Annotated in this window: 23 protein-coding genes; 18 read left to right on the plus strand and 5 right to left on the minus strand. The window is 62.0% G+C overall.

Annotation, left to right across the window (positions count from 1 at the left end):
* Positions 1-104: 104 nt before the first annotated feature.
* From ppsA to PCO31010_RS23715, 3 genes are all read left to right on the plus strand, one after another.
* The gene (gene ppsA, locus PCO31010_RS23705) at positions 105-2,495 is read left to right on the plus strand and encodes a phosphoenolpyruvate synthase (protein ID WP_150666412.1); all 2,391 of its coding nucleotides are present in this window, start codon (positions 105-107) and stop codon (positions 2,493-2,495) included.
* A 157-nt stretch (positions 2,496-2,652) separates the two neighbouring features.
* The gene (locus PCO31010_RS23710) at positions 2,653-3,087 is read left to right on the plus strand and encodes an NfeD family protein (protein WP_150666413.1); all 435 of its coding nucleotides are present in this window, start codon (positions 2,653-2,655) and stop codon (positions 3,085-3,087) included.
* Between the two features lie 163 nt (positions 3,088-3,250).
* Positions 3,251-4,225: an SPFH domain-containing protein gene (locus tag PCO31010_RS23715; RefSeq protein ID WP_150666414.1), complete on the plus strand. Its 975-nt coding sequence runs from the start codon at positions 3,251-3,253 to the stop codon at positions 4,223-4,225.
* Between the two features lie 131 nt (positions 4,226-4,356).
* On the opposite strand, the gene smpB is transcribed toward PCO31010_RS23715, so the two are convergent.
* A complete protein-coding gene (gene smpB / locus PCO31010_RS23720) occupies positions 4,357-4,803 on the minus strand; it encodes an SsrA-binding protein SmpB (RefSeq protein WP_039398704.1) in 447 nt (148 codons plus the stop codon).
* Positions 4,804-4,950: 147 nt separating this feature from the next.
* Between smpB and PCO31010_RS23725 the strand changes: the two genes are divergently transcribed.
* Positions 4,951-5,385, plus strand: a complete 435-nt coding sequence (locus PCO31010_RS23725; RefSeq protein ID WP_150666415.1) for a type II toxin-antitoxin system RatA family toxin — start codon at positions 4,951-4,953, stop codon at positions 5,383-5,385.
* Positions 5,375-5,713, plus strand: coding sequence for an RnfH family protein (locus PCO31010_RS23730; RefSeq protein ID WP_150666416.1), 339 nt, complete (start codon positions 5,375-5,377; stop codon positions 5,711-5,713). The genes PCO31010_RS23725 and PCO31010_RS23730 overlap by 11 nt, the downstream gene beginning before the upstream one ends.
* A 56-nt stretch (positions 5,714-5,769) precedes the next feature.
* Here the strand turns inward: PCO31010_RS23730 and PCO31010_RS23735 are convergent, their stop codons facing one another.
* Entirely contained in the window at positions 5,770-6,699 is a 930-nt protein-coding gene (locus PCO31010_RS23735; RefSeq protein WP_150666417.1) for a DMT family transporter, read from the minus strand.
* Between the two features lie 282 nt (positions 6,700-6,981).
* Between PCO31010_RS23735 and guaB the strand changes: the two genes are divergently transcribed.
* Genes guaB through guaA form a run of 3 tightly spaced genes read left to right on the plus strand, consistent with a single transcriptional unit; the run spans position 6,982 to position 10,699 of the window.
* Positions 6,982-8,442 carry an IMP dehydrogenase gene (guaB, locus tag PCO31010_RS23740; protein ID WP_150666418.1) on the plus strand — a complete coding sequence of 487 codons (1,461 nt, stop codon included), beginning with the start codon at positions 6,982-6,984 and terminating at the stop codon, positions 8,440-8,442.
* A 6-nt stretch (positions 8,443-8,448) separates the two neighbouring features.
* A complete protein-coding gene (locus tag PCO31010_RS23745; protein WP_150666419.1) occupies positions 8,449-9,141 on the plus strand; it encodes a hypothetical protein in 693 nt (230 codons plus the stop codon).
* Positions 9,116-10,699 (plus strand): glutamine-hydrolyzing GMP synthase, encoded by a 1,584-nt coding sequence (gene guaA / locus PCO31010_RS23750; RefSeq protein WP_039398693.1) that lies wholly within the window; start codon positions 9,116-9,118, stop codon positions 10,697-10,699. The genes PCO31010_RS23745 and guaA overlap by 26 nt, the downstream gene beginning before the upstream one ends.
* 106 nt (positions 10,700-10,805) lie before the next feature.
* Here the strand turns inward: guaA and PCO31010_RS23755 are convergent, their stop codons facing one another.
* Entirely contained in the window at positions 10,806-11,711 is a 906-nt protein-coding gene (locus PCO31010_RS23755) for a LysR family transcriptional regulator (RefSeq protein WP_150666440.1), read from the minus strand.
* A gap of 167 nt (positions 11,712-11,878) precedes the next feature.
* Here PCO31010_RS23755 and PCO31010_RS23760 point away from each other — a divergent pair, with 167 nt between their 5' ends.
* Positions 11,879-12,790, plus strand: coding sequence for an alpha/beta fold hydrolase (locus PCO31010_RS23760; RefSeq protein WP_150666420.1), 912 nt, complete (start codon positions 11,879-11,881; stop codon positions 12,788-12,790).
* Here PCO31010_RS23760 and PCO31010_RS23765 read toward each other — a convergent pair.
* Positions 12,774-13,478, minus strand: a complete 705-nt coding sequence (locus PCO31010_RS23765; RefSeq protein WP_150666421.1) for an SDR family oxidoreductase — start codon at positions 13,476-13,478, stop codon at positions 12,774-12,776. The genes PCO31010_RS23760 and PCO31010_RS23765 overlap by 17 nt on opposite strands.
* A 144-nt stretch (positions 13,479-13,622) precedes the next feature.
* Between PCO31010_RS23765 and gcvA the strand changes: the two genes are divergently transcribed.
* On the plus strand, positions 13,623-14,537 hold the full coding sequence (gene gcvA, locus PCO31010_RS23770; RefSeq protein WP_174985103.1) for a transcriptional regulator GcvA: 915 nt from the start codon (positions 13,623-13,625) through the stop codon (positions 14,535-14,537).
* A 128-nt stretch (positions 14,538-14,665) separates the two neighbouring features.
* Here the strand turns inward: gcvA and PCO31010_RS23775 are convergent, their stop codons facing one another.
* Positions 14,666-15,898, minus strand: coding sequence for an MFS transporter (locus PCO31010_RS23775; RefSeq protein ID WP_150666422.1), 1,233 nt, complete (start codon positions 15,896-15,898; stop codon positions 14,666-14,668).
* A 112-nt stretch (positions 15,899-16,010) separates the two neighbouring features.
* Between PCO31010_RS23775 and PCO31010_RS23780 the strand changes: the two genes are divergently transcribed.
* From PCO31010_RS23780 to uraD, 8 genes are all read left to right on the plus strand, one after another.
* Positions 16,011-16,985 carry a LysR family transcriptional regulator gene (locus PCO31010_RS23780; protein ID WP_150666423.1) on the plus strand — a complete coding sequence of 325 codons (975 nt, stop codon included), beginning with the start codon at positions 16,011-16,013 and terminating at the stop codon, positions 16,983-16,985.
* Positions 16,986-17,076: 91 nt separating this feature from the next.
* Entirely contained in the window at positions 17,077-17,691 is a 615-nt protein-coding gene (locus PCO31010_RS23785; protein ID WP_150666442.1) for an LON peptidase substrate-binding domain-containing protein, read from the plus strand.
* 103 nt (positions 17,692-17,794) lie between these two features.
* Positions 17,795-18,670 (plus strand): ParB N-terminal domain-containing protein, encoded by an 876-nt coding sequence (locus PCO31010_RS23790; protein ID WP_150666424.1) that lies wholly within the window; start codon positions 17,795-17,797, stop codon positions 18,668-18,670.
* Positions 18,671-18,672: 2 nt separating this feature from the next.
* Positions 18,673-19,344: a GntR family transcriptional regulator gene (locus PCO31010_RS23795; RefSeq protein ID WP_150666425.1), complete on the plus strand. Its 672-nt coding sequence runs from the start codon at positions 18,673-18,675 to the stop codon at positions 19,342-19,344.
* A 149-nt stretch (positions 19,345-19,493) separates the two neighbouring features.
* Entirely contained in the window at positions 19,494-20,048 is a 555-nt protein-coding gene (gene tadA / locus PCO31010_RS23800) for a tRNA adenosine(34) deaminase TadA (RefSeq protein WP_150666426.1), read from the plus strand.
* A complete protein-coding gene (gene ldcA / locus PCO31010_RS23805; RefSeq protein ID WP_150666427.1) occupies positions 20,045-20,980 on the plus strand; it encodes a muramoyltetrapeptide carboxypeptidase in 936 nt (311 codons plus the stop codon). The genes tadA and ldcA overlap by 4 nt, the downstream gene beginning before the upstream one ends.
* 354 nt (positions 20,981-21,334) lie before the next feature.
* Positions 21,335-22,279 (plus strand): allantoinase PuuE, encoded by a 945-nt coding sequence (puuE, locus tag PCO31010_RS23810; RefSeq protein ID WP_150666428.1) that lies wholly within the window; start codon positions 21,335-21,337, stop codon positions 22,277-22,279.
* A 150-nt stretch (positions 22,280-22,429) separates the two neighbouring features.
* A complete protein-coding gene (uraD, locus tag PCO31010_RS23815; RefSeq protein ID WP_246184749.1) occupies positions 22,430-22,963 on the plus strand; it encodes a 2-oxo-4-hydroxy-4-carboxy-5-ureidoimidazoline decarboxylase in 534 nt (177 codons plus the stop codon).
* Positions 22,964-23,096: the final 133 nt, after the last annotated feature.

The raw sequence follows: 23,096 nt of genomic DNA on the forward strand, positions 1-23,096 counted from the left end.
TCTCCGACGCTGCCAAGGCGCGATTTCTTATCCAACAGGTCGACCGGCCCACGTCAGTCCCAGCCGGTCCGCCGAGAATTTTTTTTCTTACCTTAGGGGCTTTTATGACTAACGCAGCACACGACGGCGCCTACGTGGTGCCGTTTGAGCATCTGCGCATGACCGACGTTGAGTCGGTCGGCGGCAAGAATGCATCGCTTGGCGAAATGATCAGCCAGCTGGCCAACGCAGGGGTTCGCGTGCCGGGTGGCTTCGCCACGACGTCTTTCGCATTCCGCGAGTTCCTCCAGCACAACAACCTGACCGAGCGCGTTGCCAAGCGTCTCGAGGGTCTCGACGTGGATAACGTCAAGGCGCTCGCAGAAGCCGGTGCCGAAATCCGTCAATGGATCGTCGACGCGCCTCTGCAACCGCAGCTCGAGAAGGACATCCGCGAACAATTCGCACGTATCACGGCCGACCAGCCGGACGCGTCGTTTGCCGTGCGTTCGTCGGCAACCGCCGAAGATCTGCCGGACGCCTCGTTCGCCGGTCAGCAGGAAAGCTATCTGAACGTCGTCGGTATCGAAGACGTGCTGGATCGCATGAAGCACGTGTTCGCGTCGCTGTATAACGACCGTGCCATCTCGTACCGCGTGCACAAGGGTTTCACGCACGCCGAAGTGGCATTGTCGGCGGGTGTGCAGCGCATGGTGCGCTCGGACTGCGGCGCGTCGGGCGTGATGTTCACGATCGACACCGAGTCGGGCTTCCAGGACGTGGTGTTCATCACGTCCAGCTATGGCCTGGGTGAGACGGTCGTGCAGGGCGCGGTGAATCCGGACGAGTTCTACGTCTTCAAGCCGACGCTCAACGCTGGCAAGTACCCGATCATCCGTCGCACGCTCGGCTCGAAGCTGCTCAAGATGGAATTCACGCAACCGGGCGAACCGGGCCGTGTGAAGACCATCGACGTGCCGATGGAATTGCGTAACCGCTACTCGATCACCGACGACGATTGCGTCGAGCTGGCCAAGTTCGCGCTGATCATCGAAAAGCACTACGGTCGTCCGATGGACATCGAGTGGGGCAAAGACGGCAAGGACGGCAAGATCTACATTCTTCAGGCGCGTCCGGAGACGGTGAAGAGCCAGTCCGTCGGCAAGGCTGAGCAACGCTTCAAGCTCAAGGGCGACGCCCCGGTGCTGACCACGGGCCGCGCAATCGGTCAGAAGATCGGCGCGGGTCCGGTGCGCGTGATCATGGATCCGAGCGAGATGGAACGCGTGCAGCCGGGCGACGTGCTGGTTGCCGACATGACCGACCCGAACTGGGAGCCGGTGATGAAGCGCGCTTCGGCCATCGTGACGAACCGCGGCGGCCGTACGTGCCACGCGGCCATCATCGCGCGTGAGCTGGGTGTGCCTGCCGTGGTCGGCTGCGGTGACGCTACCGACCTGCTGAAGGACGGCGCGCTCGTGACCGTGTCGTGTGCAGAAGGCGACGAAGGCAAGATCTACGACGGTCTGCTCGAGACCGAAGTGACCGAGATCCAGCGTGGCGAAATGCCGAAGATCCCGGTGAAGATCACCATGAACGTGGGCAATCCTCAGTTGGCCTTCGACTTCGCACAACTTCCGAACAGCGGTGTGGGTCTGGCGCGTCTGGAATTCATCATCAACAACAACATCGGCGTGCACCCGCGTGCGATTCTCGAGTACCCGAATATCGACGCCGACCTGAAGAAGGCGGTGGAATCGGTGGCTCGCGGTCATGCGTCGCCGCGCGCGTTCTACGTCGACAAGCTGGCTGAAGGCATCGCCACGATTGCGGCAGCTTTCTACCCGAAGCAGGTGATCGTGCGTCTGTCGGACTTCAAGTCCAACGAGTACAAGAAGCTCATCGGCGGCTCGCGTTACGAGCCGGATGAGGAAAACCCGATGCTGGGCTTCCGTGGCGCGTCGCGTTACATCTCGGAAGACTTCGCCGAAGCGTTCGAGATGGAGTGCCGTGCACTCAAGCGCGTTCGCGACGAAATGGGGCTGACGAACGTCGAGATCATGGTGCCGTTCGTGCGTACGCTGGGTCAGGCGGAGCGCGTGGTCAACATGCTCGCGGGCTATGGTCTGAAGCGTGGTGAAAACGGCCTCAAGCTGATCATGATGTGCGAAGTGCCGTCGAACGCGATTCTGGCCGACCAGTTCCTCGAGTACTTCGATGGCTTCTCGATCGGCTCGAACGACCTGACGCAGCTCACGCTGGGTCTGGACCGCGATTCGGGGATGGAATTGCTGGCGAAGGACTTCGACGAGCGTGACCCGGCAGTGCAGTTCATGCTCAGCCGTGCCATCAAGGCCTGTCTGGCGCAGGGCAAGTACGTCGGCATCTGCGGTCAGGGCCCGTCGGACCATCCGGATCTGGCCGAGTGGCTGGTCAAGGAAGGTATCGTCTCGATGTCCCTCAACCCGGACACGGTCGTGGAAACGTGGCAGCAACTCGCCAAGGTGGCGAAGTAAGCATCACGAGAAACGGCCTGAAATAGGAAGCGTCCGAGCGGCATCTCGGACGTCACTGAAACGCTGCGCAATCCCTTGGGACGCGTGCGCTGATCAGTGTGTTTCGTGCTATAAACCCCGGTATAACACCGGGGTTTTTTCGTTTCTGGGAGTTGCGATGGAGCAGGCTTGGCTTTGGTTCGGCGTTGCCGGATTGATCGTGGTGCTGGAGCTGGCGAGCGGGACGTTCTATCTCCTCATGGTGGCGCTTGGCGTGGCAGCCGGCGGCATTGCGGCGTTGCTGCGTGCGGACGGGCCGTTGCAGTGGGTCGTGGCGGCGGTCGTCGCCGGGGTAGCGGTCTGGTTGTTGCGACGCAGCCGGTTTGGGCAGCGTCGCATCAAGGTCGATGCCTCGGCCGACCCCAACACCAATCTCGATATCGGCCAGCGTTTGCATGTCGACGAGTGGCGTCCTGATGGTCAGACGCGCGCCACGTATCGGGGCGCAGAGTGGGATGTGGAGTTGATGCCGGGGGAGACACCCGATGCGGGGTGGTTCGTCATCCGCGAGGTGCGCGGTAGCCGGTTGTACGTTGCGCATGTGACGGTATAGGTCGCACGGACCGCACAGTTCAATGGTCGACGTCGAAGCTTTTCGCCCGATGTCGATCCGTGAGCAGAACACTTCAGCGTCGTTGCGGTCTGACGACATGTCCCGCCATTGCGGGGCGTCGGGGAACTAGCTGGCCATCAAGGTCGGCGCTTCAGGGGAAAACATGTTATCCAACGTCGCATTCATTCTCTTCATCATCGCGGTGATCATCGCGGCCCGGTCGATCAAGATCGTGCCGCAGCAGCACGCGTGGGTGGTGGAGCGTCTCGGTAAATATCACGGGACGCTCACGCCGGGCTTGTCGATCGTCGTGCCGTTTGTCGACCGTGTCGCGTACAAGCACGTGCTCAAGGAAATCCCGCTCGACGTGCCGAGCCAGATCTGTATCACCAAGGACAACACGCAGTTGCAGGTGGACGGCATTCTGTACTTCCAGGTGACGGACCCGATGAAGGCGTCGTACGGCTCGAGCAACTTCATCGTGGCTATTACGCAGCTCGCACAGACGACCTTGCGTAGCGTGGTCGGCAAGCTGGAACTGGACAAGACGTTCGAGGAGCGGGAATTCATCAACCACAGCGTGGTGAATGCGCTCGATGAAGCGGCGGCGAACTGGGGCGTGAAGGTTCTGCGCTACGAGATCAAGGATCTGACGCCGCCGAAGGAAATTCTGCACGCCATGCAGGCGCAGATCACGGCGGAGCGTGAGAAGCGTGCGCTAATCGCGGCATCGGAAGGGAAGAAGCAGGAGCAGATCAACCTGGCGTCCGGCGCGCGTGAGGCGGCGATTCAGAAGTCGGAAGGTGAGCGTCAGGCGGCGATCAATCAGGCGCAAGGTGAGGCGGCGGCCATCCTCGCAGTGGCGGAAGCTAACGCCGAAGCCATCCACAAGATTGCCACGGCGATTCAGACGCAAGGCGGCATGGAAGCCGTCAACCTGAAGGTCGCAGAGCAGTATGTCGACGCTTTCAGCAAGGTCGCCAAGACAAGCAACACACTGATCGTGCCGGGCAATTTTTCGGACCTGAGCGGCATGATCGCATCGGCGCTCAAGATCGTCCGCGGCACCGAGGGTGGTTCGAATGCACCCGTGGACGGTAGCACTGGTGGCTTCGGCAATTCTGCGCCGCGTCGTTGACGTATGCGGGTGAGGGTGCCGGGAGGTGCTCTCTGTCGCACAACTGACTGACGAAAAGAAAACGGCCCGAGCGGGCCGTTTTCTTTTGAGCGAGAGAACTGTCGCGCCTCACATGTCGTTCAGCGTCGATCTCAGGTCGGGTTGCGCATGAGTCGCGCCTTTTCGCGATTCCAGTCGCGTTCCTTCTCCGTCTCACGCTTGTCGTGCAGCTTCTTGCCCTTGCCCAGCCCGATCTCGCATTTCACGAGGCCCTTGCTGTAGTGAAAGTTAAGCGGGACGATCGTGTAGCCGCGTTGCTCGACCTTGCCGATGAGTTTCTTGATTTCGTCGGCTTTGAGCAGCAGTTTTCGGGTACGGACCGGATCGGGGTTGATGTGCGTCGATGCCGATTGCAGCGGGCTGATGTGCGCGCCGATCAGAAAGATCTCGCCATTCTTGATGACGACATAACCTTCCTTGATCTGCGCCCGCCCGGCGCGAATTGCCTTGACTTCCCACCCTTCGAGCGCGATCCCGGCTTCGAATCGCTCCTCGATGAAGTAGTCGAAGAAGGCCTTTCTGTTGTCGATGATGCTCATGGATCCTTGGCGGGGTAACTTGGTCGGACCCGGTGAGTCGGGCTCGGGTAAAATAGCGATTTTAACAAAGAGTCTCGGCAAGAGGCGGCTTGCGACACACGCGGATCGACTGCGCACGTTTCGCTCGCACTCACAGCCCGACAGACGATGGCCGAAGTCAGTAAAACTGTTCTCGTGCATTTCTCCGATGAGCAAATGTTCGATCTGGTGACCAATGTCGCCGATTACCCCAAATTCCTGCCTTGGTGCGGCGGTGTCGATATTCGGCATCAGGACGAGCACAGCATGGAAGCGTCGCTGATCATCGACTTCAAAGGCCTGAAGCATTCGTTCGCGACGCGCAATATCCAGGAGCGTCCGCACTCCATCCAGATGACCTTTGTCGAAGGGCCTTTCAAGCGTTTTCACGGCACGTGGAAGTTTACGGCCCTGCGCGAGAACGCCTGCAAGATCGAATTCGGTCTGCACTACGAGTTTGCGAATTTCCTGCTCGAAAAGGTCATCGGTCCGGTGTTCAGCCACATTGCGAACACGTTCGTAGACGCCTTCGTCAAACGTGCGGAGACGGTTTATGCCAAGTGAGCTGAGCGTCGAAGTCTGCTACGCGTTGCCCAGCGAGCAAGCGATTGTCTCGCTGACGTTGGCTCAAGGCGCGACGGTGCGCGACGCAATCGAGCGAAGCGGATTGCTCCAACGGTTTCCAGAGCTGGATCTCGACCGGATGAAGGTCGGCGTGTTCGGTAAGGTACGCGCGCTGGATGCCCCGGTGGAGGCGGGCGATCGTGTCGAGATCTACCGCACGCTCAAGGCCGATCCGAAGCTGGCGCGTCAGCGGCGCGTCGAAAAAGTCCGCAACGAGGGCAGCCGCGAAGGGCAGAAGTGGCTGGGCAGCGCCCGCAAGGGTAGCTGAGGCCGGTGGGGAAAGGCTGAGGTGGGCCGGACGTTTCGTCCCGGACCTGCCGTCGATCAGTGCGTCGATCCCCGCGAATGCAATCGCACCGACGCACTCACACCCGCCAGCAATAACGCCACAGCGGCGATCTCCAGTAGCCGCGGCAGCCGGTGCTCATAGATAAATCCGTAGACGAGCGCGAACAGCGTTTCAAACACGATCAGTTGCCCCGACAGCGTGAGCGGCAGCGTCCGACTCGCTGCATTCCAAAAGGCATTGCCGATGGTCGACGCGCCGATAGCCACGGCGATATTCACGATCAGAAACATCTGCCAGTCTCGCGGCACGTCCGCTGTCACCGAATGCGGAAGCAGCAAGGCGGCCATCGCCAGTGCGCACGCCAGCACTCCCGTCGCCACCCCCGTCAGCAACGACCATTCTTGACTCGTGAAATGTCCGAATTTCGCGAGATATCGGGCGTTGGCGACGGCGTACCATGTCCAGCTCGCCAATGCCCCCACTGCGCAAACGACGCCGACCAGCGTCATCCGCCAGTCGCCGCCGCTCGCAGCGGCGTGCGTGAAGACGTCGACGTTAATACAGACAATGCCAGCGACGACCAAGGCCAGAGGGCCTGCGAGCTTTGACAGCGGGAGGGCGCCGTGATCGCGGCTACCGACCAGCGTGACCGTCACGGGTAGCACGCCCACGATCAGAGATGCGGGTGCGATGCCCGCCATCTGCACCGACGCGGCGACAAACAGGTAATAGATCAGATTGCCGACGAGACTCAGGCGGAATAACGCCCGCCAGTCGTTACTCGTGACGGTATGCCGCAGGCGGGGCCAGAGCGGGGCGAGGAACACTGCGGAAACCAATCCGTACAGGACGTAGCGCGCAGCCGACAACTCCAGCGGCGAGAAGCCGGGCAGCAGGCGCGGGGCAAGGAACACCAGTCCCCATAGCGCGCCCGCCGCAAGTCCGTACGAAATGCCTTTCCCCATGAAATCTAGCCCGTGGTTGGTGGTGAATACAGGAAGCGTCCGGTCGAATGTCTACCGGAAAGGGCGCAAGAATAGCACTCGCTCAGCGCAGGCTGATTGTGAAATCCGGCACTTGGTGGGGGGAAGATCCGTTTCACGACTTGCGACCGGGCGGCGGCCGGTTTTGCCCTCAGCGGGTGCCGGATCCATCCCTCGGGGAAAAAGCCCCTTGACATGTGGGGCAGACCTGCCATGCAACGCGCGATTTCTGTATAATTCGGTTTTGCGCCTATAGGATTTGCCATGCGTCTGATCCAAAAAGCACTCACATTCGATGACGTGCTCCTCGTCCCGGCCTACTCTGCCGTTCTCCCGCGCGACACCAGCCTGAAAACCAAGCTCACGCGCAACATTACCCTGAACATGCCTTTGCTGTCGGCCGCCATGGATACGGTGACCGAAGCGCGTCTGGCCATTGCCATGGCGCAACAGGGCGGTATCGGCATCATTCACAAGAATCTGAAGCCGGCTGAGCAGGCACGGGAAGTCTCGAAGGTCAAGCGTTTTGAGTCGGGCGTTCTGCGTGACCCGATCACGATTCCGCCGCACATGAAGGTGCGCGATGTGATCGCGCTGTCGCGCCAGCATGGCATTTCCGGTTTCCCGGTCGTCGAGGGCGCGCAGCTCATCGGTATCGTGACCAACCGCGACCTGCGTTTTGAAAGCCGCCTGGACGAGCCGGTGCGCGTGATCATGACGCCGAAGGAAAAGCTCATCACCGTGCGTGAAGGCGCTTCCCCGGCCGACGCCGAGCGCTTGATGCACGATCACCGCCTAGAGCGCGTGCTGGTCGTCAACGACGCATTCGAACTGCGCGGCCTGATGACGGTCAAGGACATTACGAAGGCGACGGAATACCCGCTGGCAAGCAAGGACGAACACGGCAAGCTGCGTGTCGGCGCTGCCGTTGGCGTGGGCGCGGACAATGAAGAGCGCGTCGAGCTGCTGGTCGCGGCTGGCGTCGACGTGATCGTGGTCGATACGGCGCACGGTCACAGCCAGGGCGTGCTGGACCGCGTGCAGTGGGTCAAGAAGCACTTCCCGCAGATTGAAGTCGTCGGCGGCAACATTGCGACGGCAAGCGCCGCGCTGGCGCTGGTCGAACACGGTGCAGACGCCGTCAAGGTCGGTATCGGCCCGGGCTCGATCTGCACGACGCGTATCGTTGCAGGCGTCGGTGTTCCGCAGATCACGGCTATCGCGAATGTGGCCGAGGCACTGAAGGAAACCGGCGTTCCGCTGATCGCCGACGGTGGTATCCGTTACTCGGGCGACGTGGCCAAGGCGCTCGCCGCCGGTGCGCACACCGTGATGATGGGCAGCATGTTCTCCGGCACGGAAGAAGCGCCGGGCGAAGTGTTCCTGTATCAGGGCCGTTCGTACAAGAGCTACCGTGGCATGGGTTCGGTGGGCGCAATGAAGGACGGTGCAGCAGACCGTTACTTCCAGGACCCGGCCAACAACGCCGACAAGCTCGTGCCGGAAGGCATCGAAGGTCGCGTGGCCTATAAGGGTAGCGTGAACGCGATCCTGCACCAGTTGACCGGCGGTATCCGCTCGTCGATGGGTTATCTGGGTTGCCCGTCGATCAAGGACTTGCACGAGAAGGCAGAATTTGTCGAAATCACGGCCGCCGGCATGCGCGAATCGCACGTGCACGACGTCCAGATCATGAAGGAAGCCCCCAACTACCACGTGGAGTAATTACCCATGAAGGCCATGTTGCGTACGGTACTGTTCCTCGATGCGGCGTTGAATCTGGCACTTGGTGTGCTGCTGATTGCGTCGTTCTGGTCATCGCTGTATGCGGCCATTGATGTGCCCGCGCCATCGCCTGTGCTGTATGCGCAGGTGCTTGGTGTGGCCTTCATCGGCGTGGCCTGGCTGCAATGGCACGCCACTGTGAATGGCCAGTTGACGTCGACCGTCGCGAAGGTGACGGGACATATCAGCTGGATCAGCGGTGCGTTCGTGCTGGGGTGGCTGATCTCCGGCCAGTTGGTGGTGTCGAGCGGCGGCAAGTGGATGCTTGCCATGCTCGGGGCTGTCCTGCTGGTAGTGGGCGGGATTCTCGTCAAGCTGGCGTCGAGTGTGCGCACGAAAGAGCGCGTACAGGCGGCGCAGCAGGCAGGCGAGCGGGTGCGTGGCGGTGTCGTGAGCGACACTCGACGCGACGCACCGAGAGATTATGCCGATGCCCGGGTCGTCGACGAGGCCCGTGGCACGCGCGCTGAGCCGCGCATGGAGACGCCTCGCGGCGGCTCCGCACCAGTCAATAGCACGCCGGTCGCGCCCGTGGGCGCCACCGGCATTGTCACGCCCGTGCCGTCCGACACGGCGCCGACGTCCAACGAATCCACTTCATCCGTACCTCACGATGCACGACAAAATCCTCATTCTTGACTTCGGCTCGCAAGTCACCCAGCTGATTGGACGCCGCGTTCGCGAAGCGCACGTCTACTGCGAGATCCACCCGAACGACGTCACGGACGAATTCATCCGCGAATTCAATCCGAAGGCCGTCATTCTGTCGGGTAGCCACGCGAGCACGTATGAGGATCAGGATCTGCGTGCACCGCAGGCTGTCTGGGATCTGGGTGTGCCGGTGCTGGGCATCTGCTATGGCATGTTCGCGATGACGGTCCAGTTGGGCGGTCAGGTCGAAGCCAGCAACCATCGTGAATTCGGTTACGCCGAAGTGCGCGCCCATGGCCATACGCCGCTGCTCGACGGCCTTGAGGATTTCCGTACCGACGACGGTCACGGCATGCTCAAGGTGTGGATGAGCCACGGCGACAAGGTCACGCAACTGCCGGAAGGTTTTGCGCTGATGGCGTCGACGCCGAGCTGCCCGATCGCGGGTATGGCCGACGTCAAGCGTCATTACTACGCTGTGCAGTTCCACCCGGAAGTCACGCACACCGTGAAGGGTCGCGAACTGCTTGAGCGCTTCGTGCTGGAGATTGCGGGCGCGAAGCCGGACTGGATCATGCGCGACCACATCGAGGAAGCCGTCAAAGCGATCCGCGAGCAGGTGGGCGACGAGGAAGTGATCCTCGGTCTGTCGGGCGGCGTGGATTCGAGCGTTGCGGCGGCGCTGATTCATCGTGCGATTGGCGATCAGCTGACGTGCGTGTTCGTCGATCACGGTCTGCTGCGTCTGAACGAAGGCAAGATGGTGATGGAAATGTTCGAGGGCCGTCTGCACGCGAAGGTTGTGCACGTCGACGCCACGGCACAGTTCATGGGTCACCTGACGGGCGTGACGGATCCGGAGCAGAAGCGCAAGATCATCGGTCGCGAGTTCGTGGAAGTGTTCCAGGCGGAAGCGAAGAAGCTGAAGAACGCGAAGTGGCTGGCGCAAGGCACGATTTATCCGGACGTGATCGAATCGGGCGGCGCGAAGACGAAGAAGGCGACGACGATCAAGAGCCACCACAACGTGGGTGGCCTGCCGGAGACGCTGGGTCTGAAGCTGCTGGAGCCGCTGCGTGATCTGTTCAAGGACGAAGTCCGCGAACTGGGCGTGGCGCTCGGCTTGCCGCACGACATGGTCTACCGTCACCCGTTCCCGGGCCCGGGTCTGGGCGTGCGTATTCTGGGTGAAGTGAAGCAGGAGTATGCGGACCTGCTGCGTCGCGCCGATGCGATCTTCATCGAAGAACTGCGCAACACGGTCGAGCCGAATAGCGGCAAGACGTGGTATGAACTGACGAGCCAGGCGTTCGCGGTGTTCCTGCCGGTCAAGAGCGTGGGCGTGATGGGCGATGGCCGTACGTACGAGTGGGTCGTGGCGCTGCGCGCTGTGCAGACGCAAGACTTCATGACGGCACACTGGGCCCACCTGCCGCACGAACTGCTCGGCAAGGTCTCGAACCGCATCATCAATGAAGTCCGTGGTTTGAACCGCGTTGTCTATGACATCTCGGGCAAGCCGCCTGCGACGATTGAGTGGGAGTAATTGACGAACCTCTGCGTTAAACCGCAGATGTCATTCGTTGAAGTATCGTAAGAATGAAGGGCGGACGCGTTGGCGTCCGCCCTTTTTTGATGTCAGATGAAATCGATCAGTCCGCTGATGTCACCGCGTCCCTGAACCACCCCACCAAAAAATCCGCCAGCGCGCGTGTCTTGGCAGAGAGGTGACTCTTCGTCGGATAGACGAGCTTGATATCGGCGGCAGGCAACGTCCAATCAGTCATCACAGTGCGAAGTTGCCCGGACGCCAGATACGGACGGATGTCCCACATCGACCGGATCAGCATGCCGTGACCGTTCAGCGCCCACGTCGTCGCGGCCGCCCCGTCGTTGGTGCTGAGCATGCCGCGCACTTTGACCGTCTCCTGGCGATCTGCCTGACGGAAATGCCATGTGCCGTACGTCTCGTCGCTCTCGCGAATCACGATGCATTGATGTGCCGTTAGGTCCGATGGCTGCACTGGTTCGCCCGCTGTGGCGAGATACATCGGCGACGCGCACAACACCCGTGCATTCGGCATCAACTGTCGCGCCGTCAGTCGCGAGTCCGGTAAGTCGCCAAAACGGATCGCCGCATCGAACCCTTGTTCAACGAGATTCACCGGACGGTCCGTCAGATGCAATTGCACTTCCACCTCCGGATACTCGCGCGCAAACGCGGACAGCGCCGGGGCGATGTGCGTCCGCCCGAAACCGAGCGTTGCCGCCAGCCGGAGCAGACCGCGAGGCGACGACTGTGCACCGGTCACCGCATGTTCCAGCGCCTCCAGCTCACCGAGAATACGTGCGCCGTCCTGCAAGTACATGTCGCCCTCGGGCGTGAGGCTGATGCGTCGTGTCGTACGATGCAGCAATCGCACGCCAAGTCGGTGTTCAAGTTGCGCGAGCCGACGGCTTACCGCCGGTGGCGTAATGCCCATCTGCTGCGCAGCGGCCGCCATGCTGCCTTCTTTCATGAGCGTCGCGAAAAAGCGCAAATCGGAAAATCCGTCGATTGACATGGCAATTCGTGTCCTGCAATTAACAATGAAGTGATTCTGAGTCACTTTATGTCGTTTTGCATCAAATATAGGATGTGCATGACATGTGGCCGAACGCGAATGCCGCGAAGGTATCGCGCGTATCGCACCGAACCCGCACGCAGAAAAAGGTAAAAGGGTCTATGACTTCCCAAGCGCTGTTCCCCGGCTTCACCGCCTATCGTTTGCCGACGCCTGACGGCCAGCACATTCATGCGTTGACGGGCGGCAGTGGCCCGGCGCTGCTGATGCTCCACGGCCACCCGCAAACGTCCGCGATCTGGCACAAGGTTGCGCCGACGCTCGCCCAGCATTTCACCTTGGTACTGGCCGACCTGCGCGGCTACGGGGACTCGGCCAAACCTGCGGGTGACGCCGATCATGTGGCTTACAGCAAGCGCGTCATGGCGCTGGATATGGTGTCCACCATGCAGGCGTTGGGGCATTCGACGTTTTCGGTGTTGGCGCACGATCGCGGGGCGCGCGTCGCGCATCGACTGGCGGCGGATCATCCGGATATCGTCCGGCGCATGGTGCTGCTCGATATCGCGCCAACCCTTGCGATGTACGAACAAGCCAGCGACGCCTTTGCGCGCGCCTACTGGCATTGGTTCTTCCTGATTCAGCCCGCGCCATTGCCTGAGCGCCTGATCGAAGCCGATCCGGCGGCGTACCTACGCGATGTCATGGGACGTCGGAGTGCTGGACTCGCGCCGTTCGATCCGCGCGCACTGGCGGAGTACCAGCGATGCTTGTCGCTGCCGGGCGCAGCGCATGGTGTGTGCGAGGACTACCGGGCCGCAGCGACGATCGATCTCGATCACGACCGCGCGGATCGCGAGGCCGGACGTCGATTGTCCATGCCGGTGTTGGCGTTGTGGGGTGAGCAGGGCGTCGTGCACCGCTGCTTCAAGCCGCTCGATGAGTGGCAACGGGTGGCATCCGATGTGCGCGGGCACCCGCTGCCTTGCGGCCATTACATTGCGGAAGAAGCGCCGGAAGTGCTGCTGGCCGACGTCCTCCCTTTCCTGCTCGACGTCACACCGAGCGCGTAAGGCCGCCGTCCACGCGAATGTTCTGGCCCGTGATGTAACCGCCACCCTCAGACGCCAGGAAGGCCACCGTCGCCGCAATTTCTTCGGCTTTGCCATAACGCTGCATCGGCACGCTTTCGCGGCGTACCTCCTGCTGCGGCAGGCTGTCGATCCAGCCCGGCAGAATGTTGTTCATGCGGACGTTGTCCTTCGCGTACTTGTCGGCAAACAGCTTCGTGAACGATGCCAACCCCGCACGGAACACGGCCGACGTCGGGAACATCTCGCTCGGCTCGAACGCCCATGCCGTCGAAATATTGATGATCGCGCCCGCCCCTTGCGTTTGCATGATCGGCGTGACGAGACGCGTCGGGCGGATCACGTTCATCAAATACGTATCCATGCCGCGATGCCAGTCCTCGTCGCTGATCTCGAGGATGGCAGCGCGCGGGCCGTGGCCAGCACTGTTCACAAGCACGTCGATACGTCCCCAGCGTTGCATCGCGAGATCGACCAGTTCCTTGAGCGATTCGTTGGACTGATTCGAGCCCGTCACGCCAACGCCCCCCAGTTCAGCCGCCAGCGCCTCACCCTTTCCGGACGACGACAGAATGCCGACCTTGAAGCCGTCCGCTGCGAGGCGTCGCGCTGCCGCCGCACCCATGCCGCTGCCACCGGCTGTAATCAATGCCACTTTTTCTACTGTCATGCTGCTATCCTCCGATGACGTCGGGTGCCGCTCTATCGGCACGTCAGACGGGTTAACACTGTTCGTAAGTGCTCAAAGCGTAACACTGTGCGATCTGGCCGACGAATCAGATTTCGACACTTTACTCAGTAGAAAAATTACACCATGACGGAAGCCATCGGCCGATTGCCGTCGCTCAACGCGTTGCGTGCTTTCGAAGCGGCGAGTCGGCATCTCAACTTCCGGCTCGCGGCGGAAGAACTGGGCGTGACGCAAGGCGCAGTGGCACAGCAAGTGCGCGGCCTCGAAGCAGAGTTAGGGATGAAGCTGTTCGAGCGGCATCCGCGTGCGCTGTCGCTGACCGAGAACGGACGACGCTACGCAAGCGGGGTGCGACGCGCTTTCGAGATGCTGACAGAAGCGACGCAAGCGCTGCGTCCGGAACCGCTGCGGCTGACGATCAGCGTGACGCCGACGTTCGCATCGAAATGGCTGATCCCCCGACTGCCCGCATTCCTTGAAACGCATCCCGACATCGATCTGCGTATCCTCGCGACGGACCGGTTGTCGCACTTTCAGGCAGACGCTGTCGATCTGGCCGTTCGCTACGGCCGTCCGCCGTTTGGTGGTGGGCTTGTCGTGGAGCCGTTGTTCGAGGAGGCGCAAGTCGCGGTCGCGAGTCCTGCCGTGATCGCGGCCGCCGGTCATCCTGGTAAAACGGATGGCTCCCGTAGCCCGGGGAGCCTGCGAGGTCATGCCTTGCTTCACGACGCCCACAACGCCTGGCCGCAGTTTCTCGATCTCACGTTACCGAACGCTCAAACCTCGGAAGCGAAGAACGTACGGTTCAACCAGACGGCGCTGGCCATCGATGCCGCCGTCGCCGGACAAGGACTGGCGCTCGCACATCGCGACTTCGTCGCAGCGGATATTGCGGCGGGCCGTCTCGTGCGGCTCTTTGATACCGAACTGCGTACGGGGGCGGGCTTTTACATCGTGTATCCCCGCCGAACCCGGCACGCCGCGCAAATCGCCGACGTACACGAATGGCTTTTGCGGGAGACACGCAACGCGCGCTGACGCGGCGTTTTTTTTGCAAGGACCACGTACGTCGTCAATGTCGCCTTCCGATGTCAATCTGCCTCACGCGCTCAATCGCCTGCTGGAGGACGGCAGCTTCCGCAGGCTGAGGCGTGCGTGGTTGCAGCCTAGTGCGGCGTGCGCGGCGCAAATCCGTGGCGTCGTGCGGCGAACGCGACGATCCACCCAGCGAGTGCAAGCGTCACGAGGACATGCGGCAGTGCTGCGGCCCCCCACGTCGACAGCACGGCACCGCCCAGCACGCCGCTGGCGGCGAACGAGAGATTGAAGACGGTCACGAGCATCGACTGCGCCACGTTCTCGTGCTTGCCTGCGGCGTTGCCTAACGCGGTCTGCAAGATCGTCGGTGCGCCGCTGAAGCTCAGTCCCCAGAGCACAGCACCCGCCATCAGCACGGGCCACGAGGTTGACCAGCCGCCAAAGGCGACGATCACGACGACGAACGTTGCCAAGGCCGTCAACACGAGTCGGCGCAGCCAGCGGTCCACCCACAGGCCGACGCCCCAGAGCCCGACGAGCGTGAAGATGCCGAAGATTGAGAGCATCGTCGCGAGCCGTCCGCTCATGCCGGACGACGCAAGAAACGGTGCGATGTACGTGTAGAGCGTGTAATGCGCGACGACCCACAGCATGACCACCGCAAGCACCGGACGCACGCCCGGCAAACGCAATACGTCCATCACGGAGGCGCGGGCTGCGGGGGCGCTGGTCGCGTTGCCATCAGTCAAGTCCGGCACGATCAGCAGCATCCATCCGATGAGGATCAGGGCACACGCCGACAAGCCGCCGAAGACCCAGCGCCAGCCGATCAGGTGGCCGAGGGTCGTGGCGGCGGGAACCCCGACCGCAAGCGCCAGCGGCACGCCGAGCATCGCGAACGCGAGCGCGCGACCTTGTCGTGACGGACTCACGAGCCGTCGTGCGTACGTGGCGATTTCACTCCACGCGAGCCCCGTTGCGAGTCCCACGACGAAGCGTGCGGCGAGCGTCAGCACAAAGTCCGACGAGAGTGCCGTGACGGCGTTGCACACGGCGAAGCCGAGCAGGGCGACAACGAGGACTGTGCGACGCGACCAGCGGTGCATCAGCACGGTGAGCGGCACGGCCCCGAGGCCTGCGCCCAACGCACACAGCGTGACCATCTGACCGGCCCAGGATTCGGAAATGTGAAAGCTGTCCGCCAGTTGCGGTAGCAATCCGGCGGGGACGGTCTCGTTCGCTGCGGCGACAAAGGTCGCGAGCATCAGCGCGGTGAGCGATGCCCAAACGGTGGCGTCGCTCTGTTGTTTGTCGGATGTTCGAGGGGATGAGGGTGGGATGGCTGGCGAGGAAGCGGACATGGTCGGGGGGCGAGCGTGAGTGTCCCGGGGGACGATGCGACGTAGTCTGCCGATGCGCGTTGTATTTGATAATCTGTCGCCAATTTGAATGACTTTCAAAACCGGATAGAAAATGGCGACGGACAGACTGGGCGACATGCGCCTGTTCACCACGGCCGCGACGCTGGGCAGCCTCTCGGCGGCTGGACGCAAGCTGGGGCTGTCGCCTGCGGCGGCGAGTGCGCGGCTCGCGAAGCTGGAGGCGTCGTTGCAGACCCGTCTTTTCGTCCGCACGACGCGTCAGCTACGGCTCACGGAGGAGGGGCGCGTCTACTTGTCGCATTGCCTCGTCGCGTTGCAGGCCATCGATGATGGCGAGGCGGCGCTTCAGGCGGGGTGCGAGGCGATTCGGGGGAAGATCCGGCTGTCGGCATCGACCGATTTCGGCACCCATAAGCTCTCGCCGTGGTTGGATGCGTTCGTCGAGCGTTACCCGGACATTCGGCTATCGCTGACGCTGACCGACTCGATCTCCAATCTCGTGCAGGACGATGTGGACATCGCCATTCGCTTCAGTGAGCCGGAGGACGGCACGCTTGTGGCGCGTCGTCTTGCGCCGATGTGCCGTGTGCTGTGTGCTTCGCCCGACTATCTGGCGCGCTACGGCGAGCCGGAAACTCCGGACGCGCTGGGGGCGCATCAGTTCATCGTGCTCGTCACGTCCTCGGGGCCACTCAACGAATTCCATTTCAAAAAGGACGAAGCGACGTGGCAGTTCTCCGTGCCGATGGCGCAGGCGTGGGAGACGAACGACGGCACGATTGCGCGTCGGTGGGCGCTCGACGGCCGGGGTATCGTTCGCAAGACGTTGTGGGATGCTGCCGACGACGTGCGCGCCGGGCGGCTGAAGATATTGCTGCCGACATTCGTTGCACAGGAGGCCGGTGTGTATGCGGTGCGGCATCGCACGCGTTATATGGTGCCGCGCGTGCGTGCCTTGCTCGACTTCCTGATCGAGCGTTTCGCGCAGGAGTCGGCCACGTTGCCGGACGTTTGTCTGGTGCGGCATGGGAGCGAAGCGGGCATCGTGGCGTCCGAGGCGCGCTAGGTCTTCGCGGCGCCAGACCCGGGCGTTCCGGGGCGTTGGGGTGACGCGGCACATGACACTTACAGAGGACAACTTCATGTCATCATATGGCATGGCACAGATCCCGCTCTTCCCGCTCGGCAACGCCTTGTTCCCTTCCGGGGTGTTGCATTTGCGCATCTTCGAGGTGCGCTATCTCGACATGATCAAGCGATGTCTGGCGGACGGCACCGAGTTCGGTGTCGTGGTGCTGCGACAGGGCAGCGAGGTCAGGCTGCCGGACAGCGTCGAGGAGCCCGCGATGATCGGCACCATGGCGCGTATCGACGACTGGCGTGCGCCCATGCCGGCTTTGCTCGAACTGGTGTGCCGGGGCACGACCAAGTTCCGGCTGTCGTCTGTCGATCTGGGCAAGTATGGGTTGTGGATGGGCGAGGCGGAGATGTTGCCTGCCGACGACAGCGTCGCTATTCCCGACACGCTGCAAGTCAGCGCGGACACTCTGGGCAAGCTGATCGCCGGGTTGCAGCGCGATCCGGCTCGCGCGGCCAAGTTGCCGCTGGCGCCGCCGTACCGTCTGGACGAGTGCGGCTGGGTGGCCGACCGTTGGGCCGAACTACTGCCGTTGCCTGCGCATGAGAAGGAGACGTTGCTGGGTATTGCCGATCCGGTGGCGCGTCTGGCCCGGATTCAGGCATTTCTGACGGACCACGGCGTGCTGTCCTAAGCGCGCCGGGCGATTTCGTCAATCCCGGCCGGACAGGCGATAATGTCGCCTGCCCAGATTTTCCATGTCGTTGCCTCGGGCGACGGCATCGTCACACACACTCATGACAGTCCAGATTAACCAAGAACTCAAGGCGTACATCGATCCGCTCACGCCTGACGAATACGCCGCCCTCGAACAGAGTCTGCTTGCCGAAGGTTGCCGCGACGCGCTTGTCCTGTGGGGCGACGTGCTGGTCGACGGCCACAATCGCTACGAGATCTGCCGCAAGCACGACATCGAATTCCGCACCGTCCAGAATTCGACGTTTCAGTCGATGGACGACGTGCATCTGTGGATGATCGACAACCATCTGGGGCGTCGCAGCGTTTCCGATTACCAGCGCGGCGTGCTGGCCTTGCGCAAGAAGACGATTCTTGAGGGACGAGATATCCCGGACGCACCGGCGGCGGCCTCAGAGCCGACGGCACCTGCGGGGGGCGACGCATCGGCACCGGAGGCGGACGGATCGAAGTCGTCGATCCCGGCGCACACCATGGCGCTCACGCGTGCAGCGCTGGCGCGCGCGGCACGATTGTCGAGCAATACGCTGGGGCAGATCGAGCAGATCCACAATGCGGCGGCGCCGGAGTTGGTGGACGCGGTCAAGCGCGGTGAAGTGTCGATCAATGCGGCGGCGGCTGTGTCGACTTTGCCGCAGGCGGCGCAGGTTGCAGCGGTGGTGGCGGGCAAGCAGGAGTTGCGCGAGCTGGCGCGCTCCGTGCGTGAGGCGCGTCCGGTCAAGCCGCGCAAGAAGAAAGAGGAAGAGATCGTCGAAGAGGATGACGGCACACCGCCGTGGGACACGAGCGTCGATCCGTCCGACGAGTTGACGCGGCTATCGAAGGAACTCAAGGCGATGACGGCCGAGCGCGATGCGCTCAAGAAAAAGGTCGCCCATCTCACCATCGCGCTGGCCGAAGCGCGCGCGGGCAAGTAAATATGCGAACCCCCGGACCTCAGGCGCTCCATCAGGCCATCCGCGACACGCTGCGAGACGAGATCTTGCATGGCGTGCTACCGGGCGGGTTTCAACTGCGTCAGGAAGCCTTGGCGGAGCGTTTCAATTCGAGCCGGGTGCCGGTACGCGAGGCGTTGCGTCAACTGGAAGCGGAGGGGTTGGTCACGCACCATCTGAACCGTGGCGCGACAGTGGCGAGCATCAATCTTGAGCAGTTATGCGAGATGCTCGACATTCGCGTGGCGCTCGAATGCCATGCCGCCAAGCTGGCGGTGCCGAATATGGCGGAGCGTGATTTCCAGTTGATGGAGCAGATCCTGGCCGAGTATTCGGCATCCGAGGTCGTCTCCGAATGGGCGGAATACAACCGTCGTTTCCATCTGGCGCTTTCGGCACCGGCGAACAATCGCCGTCTGCGGATCCTGATCGAAGAGTATTGCCTGAATACCGACCGTTATTCGCATTTGGCGATGTCGCAGGCGACGGGCAAGGTCAAACCTCAGCACGATCATTACGAGATTCTCGCGGCCTGCCGTCGGCGCGATGTGGCGGCGGTTGTCTCGATGCTCGAGGCGCACATCCTTACCACGCGCAACGAGATCAAGGCGCTGGCCCGCGACGATCTCAGCTTCCTGTCGCGCGCATCGTTCTGACGTCGCGAGGCGACCTGGCCGTTACAGTCAGTGCGTGAATCGGCTGCAAGGGGCTGTGCGAGAATAGCGCATTGCCGCTTGCGGCCAACTGCGTTGGCATTAGCGAACCGCTGCGGCCATATGCACTTTCGCAACTTTCAAGACGTTTCATGAACCGAGATTTACCCGCGACCGACGAGACCTACATGGGACTGGCGCTTGCTCAGGCCCGCGCCGCGATGGTGCAGGGAGAAGTGCCGGTTGGTGCCGTAGTCGTCTGTGACGGGCAGGTGGTTGCCGTCGGGCACAACTGTCCGGTGGGCGGTCACGATCCGTCGGCGCATGCTGAGATGCAGGCTTTGCGTGCTGCGGCGCAGGCGCTGGGCAACTACCGTCTTCCCGAATGCGAGTTGTACGTGACGCTTGAGCCGTGCGTCATGTGTGCGGGTGCGATCATGCACGCGCGCATAAAACGGGTCGTCTTCGGTGCCTCCGACCCCAAGACGGGGGCGTGTGGTAGCGTCGTCGACCTGTTTGCGGAGCCGCGACTTAACCATCACGCCGACGTCGTCGGTGGCGTCATGCGCGACGAGTGCGTCGGCATTCTGCAAACGTTTTTCAGCGAGCGTCGCGCGGCAGCGAGAGCGCGTCGTCTGGCTCAGTCGTCGCCGGCGGCCGAGGTGGCTGGCGATACTTCCGTCCCCCCATCGGAAACTTCCAATTGACGCAGACTCGTCTTATCGAACTGATTGCGCCGTCCGGGTACGCTCCGGATTCCGACGTCGCCACGCGCGGTATTGCGGCGCTGGAGCAACTCGGCTACACCGTAGGGAATCGCGATGTGACGTCGCGTCGCTTCCTGCGTTTTGCGGGCACCGATGCCGAGCGCGTCGCGGAGATCAACGATCTTGCGCGGCGTGATCATCCGCTGCCGGACATCGTGCTCGCGATGCGAGGGGGGTACGGCGCGGTGCATCTGCTCGACCAGTTGGACTACAAGGCGTTGCATGACCGGTTGTGCGGCGAGCGCGTCGCGATCGTCGGGCACAGCGATTTCACTGCATTGCAGCTGGCGTTGTTATCGCAATCGCATGTGACGACGTTTGCGGGCCCGATGCTATTGGCCGACTTCGGGGCAGAGACGTTGAGCGAGTTCACCGTATCCCAGTTCCAGTCGGTGTTGCAGTCCGAGTCGCACGTAGTCCAGTGGACGGGGGACGGTGCGGGGGGCGACATCGATGTATCGGGTACGTTGTGGGGTGGCAATCTGGCAATGGTGTGCAGCCTGATCGGCACGAGATACCTGCCGCAGATCGATGGTGGTGTGTTGTTCGTGGAGGATGTGAACGAACCTCCGTACCGTGTCGAGCGCATGTTGTACCAGTTGCATCAGTCGGGTGTTCTGGCGCGTCAGCGTGCGTTGGTGATGGGCGATTTTTCTCAATATCGTCTGAGCGACTACGACAATGGCTACGACATGGCCACCATGGTGGAGAGCATGCGCCGGGTCATCGGCATCCCGATCGTCACGGGCATGCCGTTCGGTCATTGCCCCGACAAATTGACGTTGCCGGTGGGTGGTCAGGCCAAATTGTCGACGTCGGGTGCGCAGGTCACGCTCACGCTTACGGGATATCCCTATATCGCCGGGGCATGAACGAACGCCGGGTGCGCGGGCATCCGGAAATGTCGGAATCACGAGAAACTGAAGCACGCCGGGAGGATTTCGTCGCCCGGCGTGCTTTTTTGTTGTCTGGAAGAATGCCGTGACTTTGCTGACGTTGAGGGTGGTTTGGTGGGGGTTTGAATGGAATTGCTGCACGGGATGTTGGCGGGAAAATGTGTGCCGCGTGTGCTTTCGGTGGGGCCATCCGTCGCGTTGACGGTGCTGTTGCGGGGGCGACTATATGTTTAAGCGCAGCCTGAATATCTGAATATGGCTATGTTTCGTGCGGATGTATTTGGCTAAACTTCTTCGATCGTTCCGCCATCAGAAGGATGCCAAGACATCATGGCCAGCAGCAACGCGAATTCCAAGGATTATCCCCGCGACCTTATCGGCTACGGCCGTCATGTCCCGTTTGCCGACTGGCCGGGACGTGCGCGCATTGCCGTTCAGTTCGTGCTGAATTACGAAGAGGGCGGCGAGAACTGTGTATTGCACGGTGACAAGGCGTCCGAGCAGTTCCTGTCCGAGATCATTGGCGCGGCCGCCTACGAGGCCCGTCACATGAGCATGGAATCCATCTATGAGTACGGTTCGCGCGCGGGCGTGTGGCGCATCTTGCGCGAGTTCGAGCGTCGGGGCTTGCCACTGACTGTGTTCGGCGTCGCGATGGCCATGCAGCGTCACCCGGAGGTGACGGCCGCGTTCCAAGAGCTTGGGCACGAGATTGCATGTCACGGCTGGCGCTGGATTCACTATCAGAACATGGACGAGGCGACCGAGCGCGAGCACATGCGCATCGCTATCGACATCTTCAAGGAAATGACCGGCAGCGCGCCGTTGGGTTGGTACACCGGCCGCGACAGTCCGAATACTCGTCGTCTTGTCGTCGAGCAGGGCGGATTTGTGTATGACTCCGACAACTATGGCGACGACCTGCCGTTCTGGGCGCAGGTGCAGACCAGCAGTGGCGATGTCAAGCCGCACCTTGTGGTGCCGTACACGCTTGACACCAACGACATGCGCTTTGCTGCGCCGCAGGGCTTCAATACGGCGGACCACTTCTTCCATTACCTGCGCGACGCGTTCGACGTCTTGTACGCCGAGGGCGATGAAGCGCCGAAGATGCTGTCGATTGGCATGCACTGTCGGTTGCTGGGCCGTCCGGGCCGTTTCGCGGCGTTGCAGCGATTCCTCGATCACATCGAAAAGCACGATCGCGTGTGGGTCTGCCGTCGCATCGATGTGGCGCGCCACTGGCAAGAGCGCCATCCGTTCGTGGCGGCGTGAGCGGGCGATTGAATCGCAGATCAGGTAGTTGATAGGGCGTTCATGTCCAGAGGGACGTGACGCCGACATCGAATTCGAATCCGACAGGCGTCATCGGGCTGCGCGAAGCGTGCGGCGGGGCGCCACCTTTGTTCTCCAGGAGAGCAGTTAATGAACGCCCCGTTGCCTATGACCCAACGTACCGTTGCCGAGCTGTCGGCGCTACCGCGCGCCGAGTTCATTGCCGCGCTCGACGGCATTTTCGAGCATTCCCCGTGGGTGGCCGAAGCGGCATGGGAAGATCGCCCGTTCGCAACCGTCAATGCGCTGCACGACGCCATGTGTCAGGCCGTGATCGATGCGGGTGAGACGCCGCAACTCGACCTCATCCGTGCCCACCCGGAGCTGGCTGGCAAGGCGGCCGTGCGTGGCGAACTGACTGCCGAGTCGACGCGTGAGCAGGCGGGTGCTGGACTGGACCAATGCAGTGCAGAAGAGTTTGCGCGCCTGACTGAGCTGAACGACGCTTACAAGGTCAAATTCGGCTTCCCGTACATTCTGGCCGTGCGCGGTCATACCCGCAGCAGCATCATCGAGAACTTCGCTACGCGTCTGGAGAACAGTCGTGCGGACGAAATTGAAGAATGCCTGCGCCAGATTTTCCGTATTGCTGGTTTCCGGCTGCAAGACCTCGTGCGCGACTGAGTGTACGACACCGTCATATCTCAAGTTTCAGACATTACCGAGCATCAAGGAGTTGGCATGGCTCTCGTCCCGCAAGACCCGAACGCACCGGACTTCGTGCGCCGTTATGTGAATCTGGCCGACCCGCGTCTGG

It is taken from the genome of Pandoraea commovens (assembly GCF_902459615.1).
GTDB classification, from domain to species: domain Bacteria; phylum Pseudomonadota; class Gammaproteobacteria; order Burkholderiales; family Burkholderiaceae; genus Pandoraea; species Pandoraea commovens.

Coding starts and splice junctions, on each gene's coding strand:
- ppsA (WP_150666412.1), top strand. CDS start 105: ATGACTAACGCAGCACACGACGGCGCCTACGTGGTGCCGTTTGAGCAT.
- PCO31010_RS23710 (WP_150666413.1), top strand. CDS start 2,653: ATGGAGCAGGCTTGGCTTTGGTTCGGCGTTGCCGGATTGATCGTGGTG.
- PCO31010_RS23715 (WP_150666414.1), top strand. CDS start 3,251: ATGTTATCCAACGTCGCATTCATTCTCTTCATCATCGCGGTGATCATC.
- smpB (WP_039398704.1), bottom strand. CDS start 4,803: ATGAGCATCATCGACAACAGAAAGGCCTTCTTCGACTACTTCATCGAG.
- PCO31010_RS23725 (WP_150666415.1), top strand. CDS start 4,951: ATGGCCGAAGTCAGTAAAACTGTTCTCGTGCATTTCTCCGATGAGCAA.
- PCO31010_RS23730 (WP_150666416.1), top strand. CDS start 5,375: ATGCCAAGTGAGCTGAGCGTCGAAGTCTGCTACGCGTTGCCCAGCGAG.
- PCO31010_RS23735 (WP_150666417.1), bottom strand. CDS start 6,699: ATGGGGAAAGGCATTTCGTACGGACTTGCGGCGGGCGCGCTATGGGGA.
- guaB (WP_150666418.1), top strand. CDS start 6,982: ATGCGTCTGATCCAAAAAGCACTCACATTCGATGACGTGCTCCTCGTC.
- PCO31010_RS23745 (WP_150666419.1), top strand. CDS start 8,449: ATGAAGGCCATGTTGCGTACGGTACTGTTCCTCGATGCGGCGTTGAAT.
- guaA (WP_039398693.1), top strand. CDS start 9,116: ATGCACGACAAAATCCTCATTCTTGACTTCGGCTCGCAAGTCACCCAG.
- PCO31010_RS23760 (WP_150666420.1), top strand. CDS start 11,879: ATGACTTCCCAAGCGCTGTTCCCCGGCTTCACCGCCTATCGTTTGCCG.
- PCO31010_RS23765 (WP_150666421.1), bottom strand. CDS start 13,478: ATGACAGTAGAAAAAGTGGCATTGATTACAGCCGGTGGCAGCGGCATG.
- gcvA (WP_174985103.1), top strand. CDS start 13,623: ATGACGGAAGCCATCGGCCGATTGCCGTCGCTCAACGCGTTGCGTGCT.
- PCO31010_RS23775 (WP_150666422.1), bottom strand. CDS start 15,898: ATGTCCGCTTCCTCGCCAGCCATCCCACCCTCATCCCCTCGAACATCC.
- PCO31010_RS23780 (WP_150666423.1), top strand. CDS start 16,011: ATGGCGACGGACAGACTGGGCGACATGCGCCTGTTCACCACGGCCGCG.
- PCO31010_RS23785 (WP_150666442.1), top strand. CDS start 17,077: ATGGCACAGATCCCGCTCTTCCCGCTCGGCAACGCCTTGTTCCCTTCC.
- PCO31010_RS23790 (WP_150666424.1), top strand. CDS start 17,795: ATGACAGTCCAGATTAACCAAGAACTCAAGGCGTACATCGATCCGCTC.
- PCO31010_RS23795 (WP_150666425.1), top strand. CDS start 18,673: ATGCGAACCCCCGGACCTCAGGCGCTCCATCAGGCCATCCGCGACACG.
- tadA (WP_150666426.1), top strand. CDS start 19,494: ATGAACCGAGATTTACCCGCGACCGACGAGACCTACATGGGACTGGCG.
- puuE (WP_150666428.1), top strand. CDS start 21,335: ATGGCCAGCAGCAACGCGAATTCCAAGGATTATCCCCGCGACCTTATC.
- uraD (WP_246184749.1), top strand. CDS start 22,430: ATGAACGCCCCGTTGCCTATGACCCAACGTACCGTTGCCGAGCTGTCG.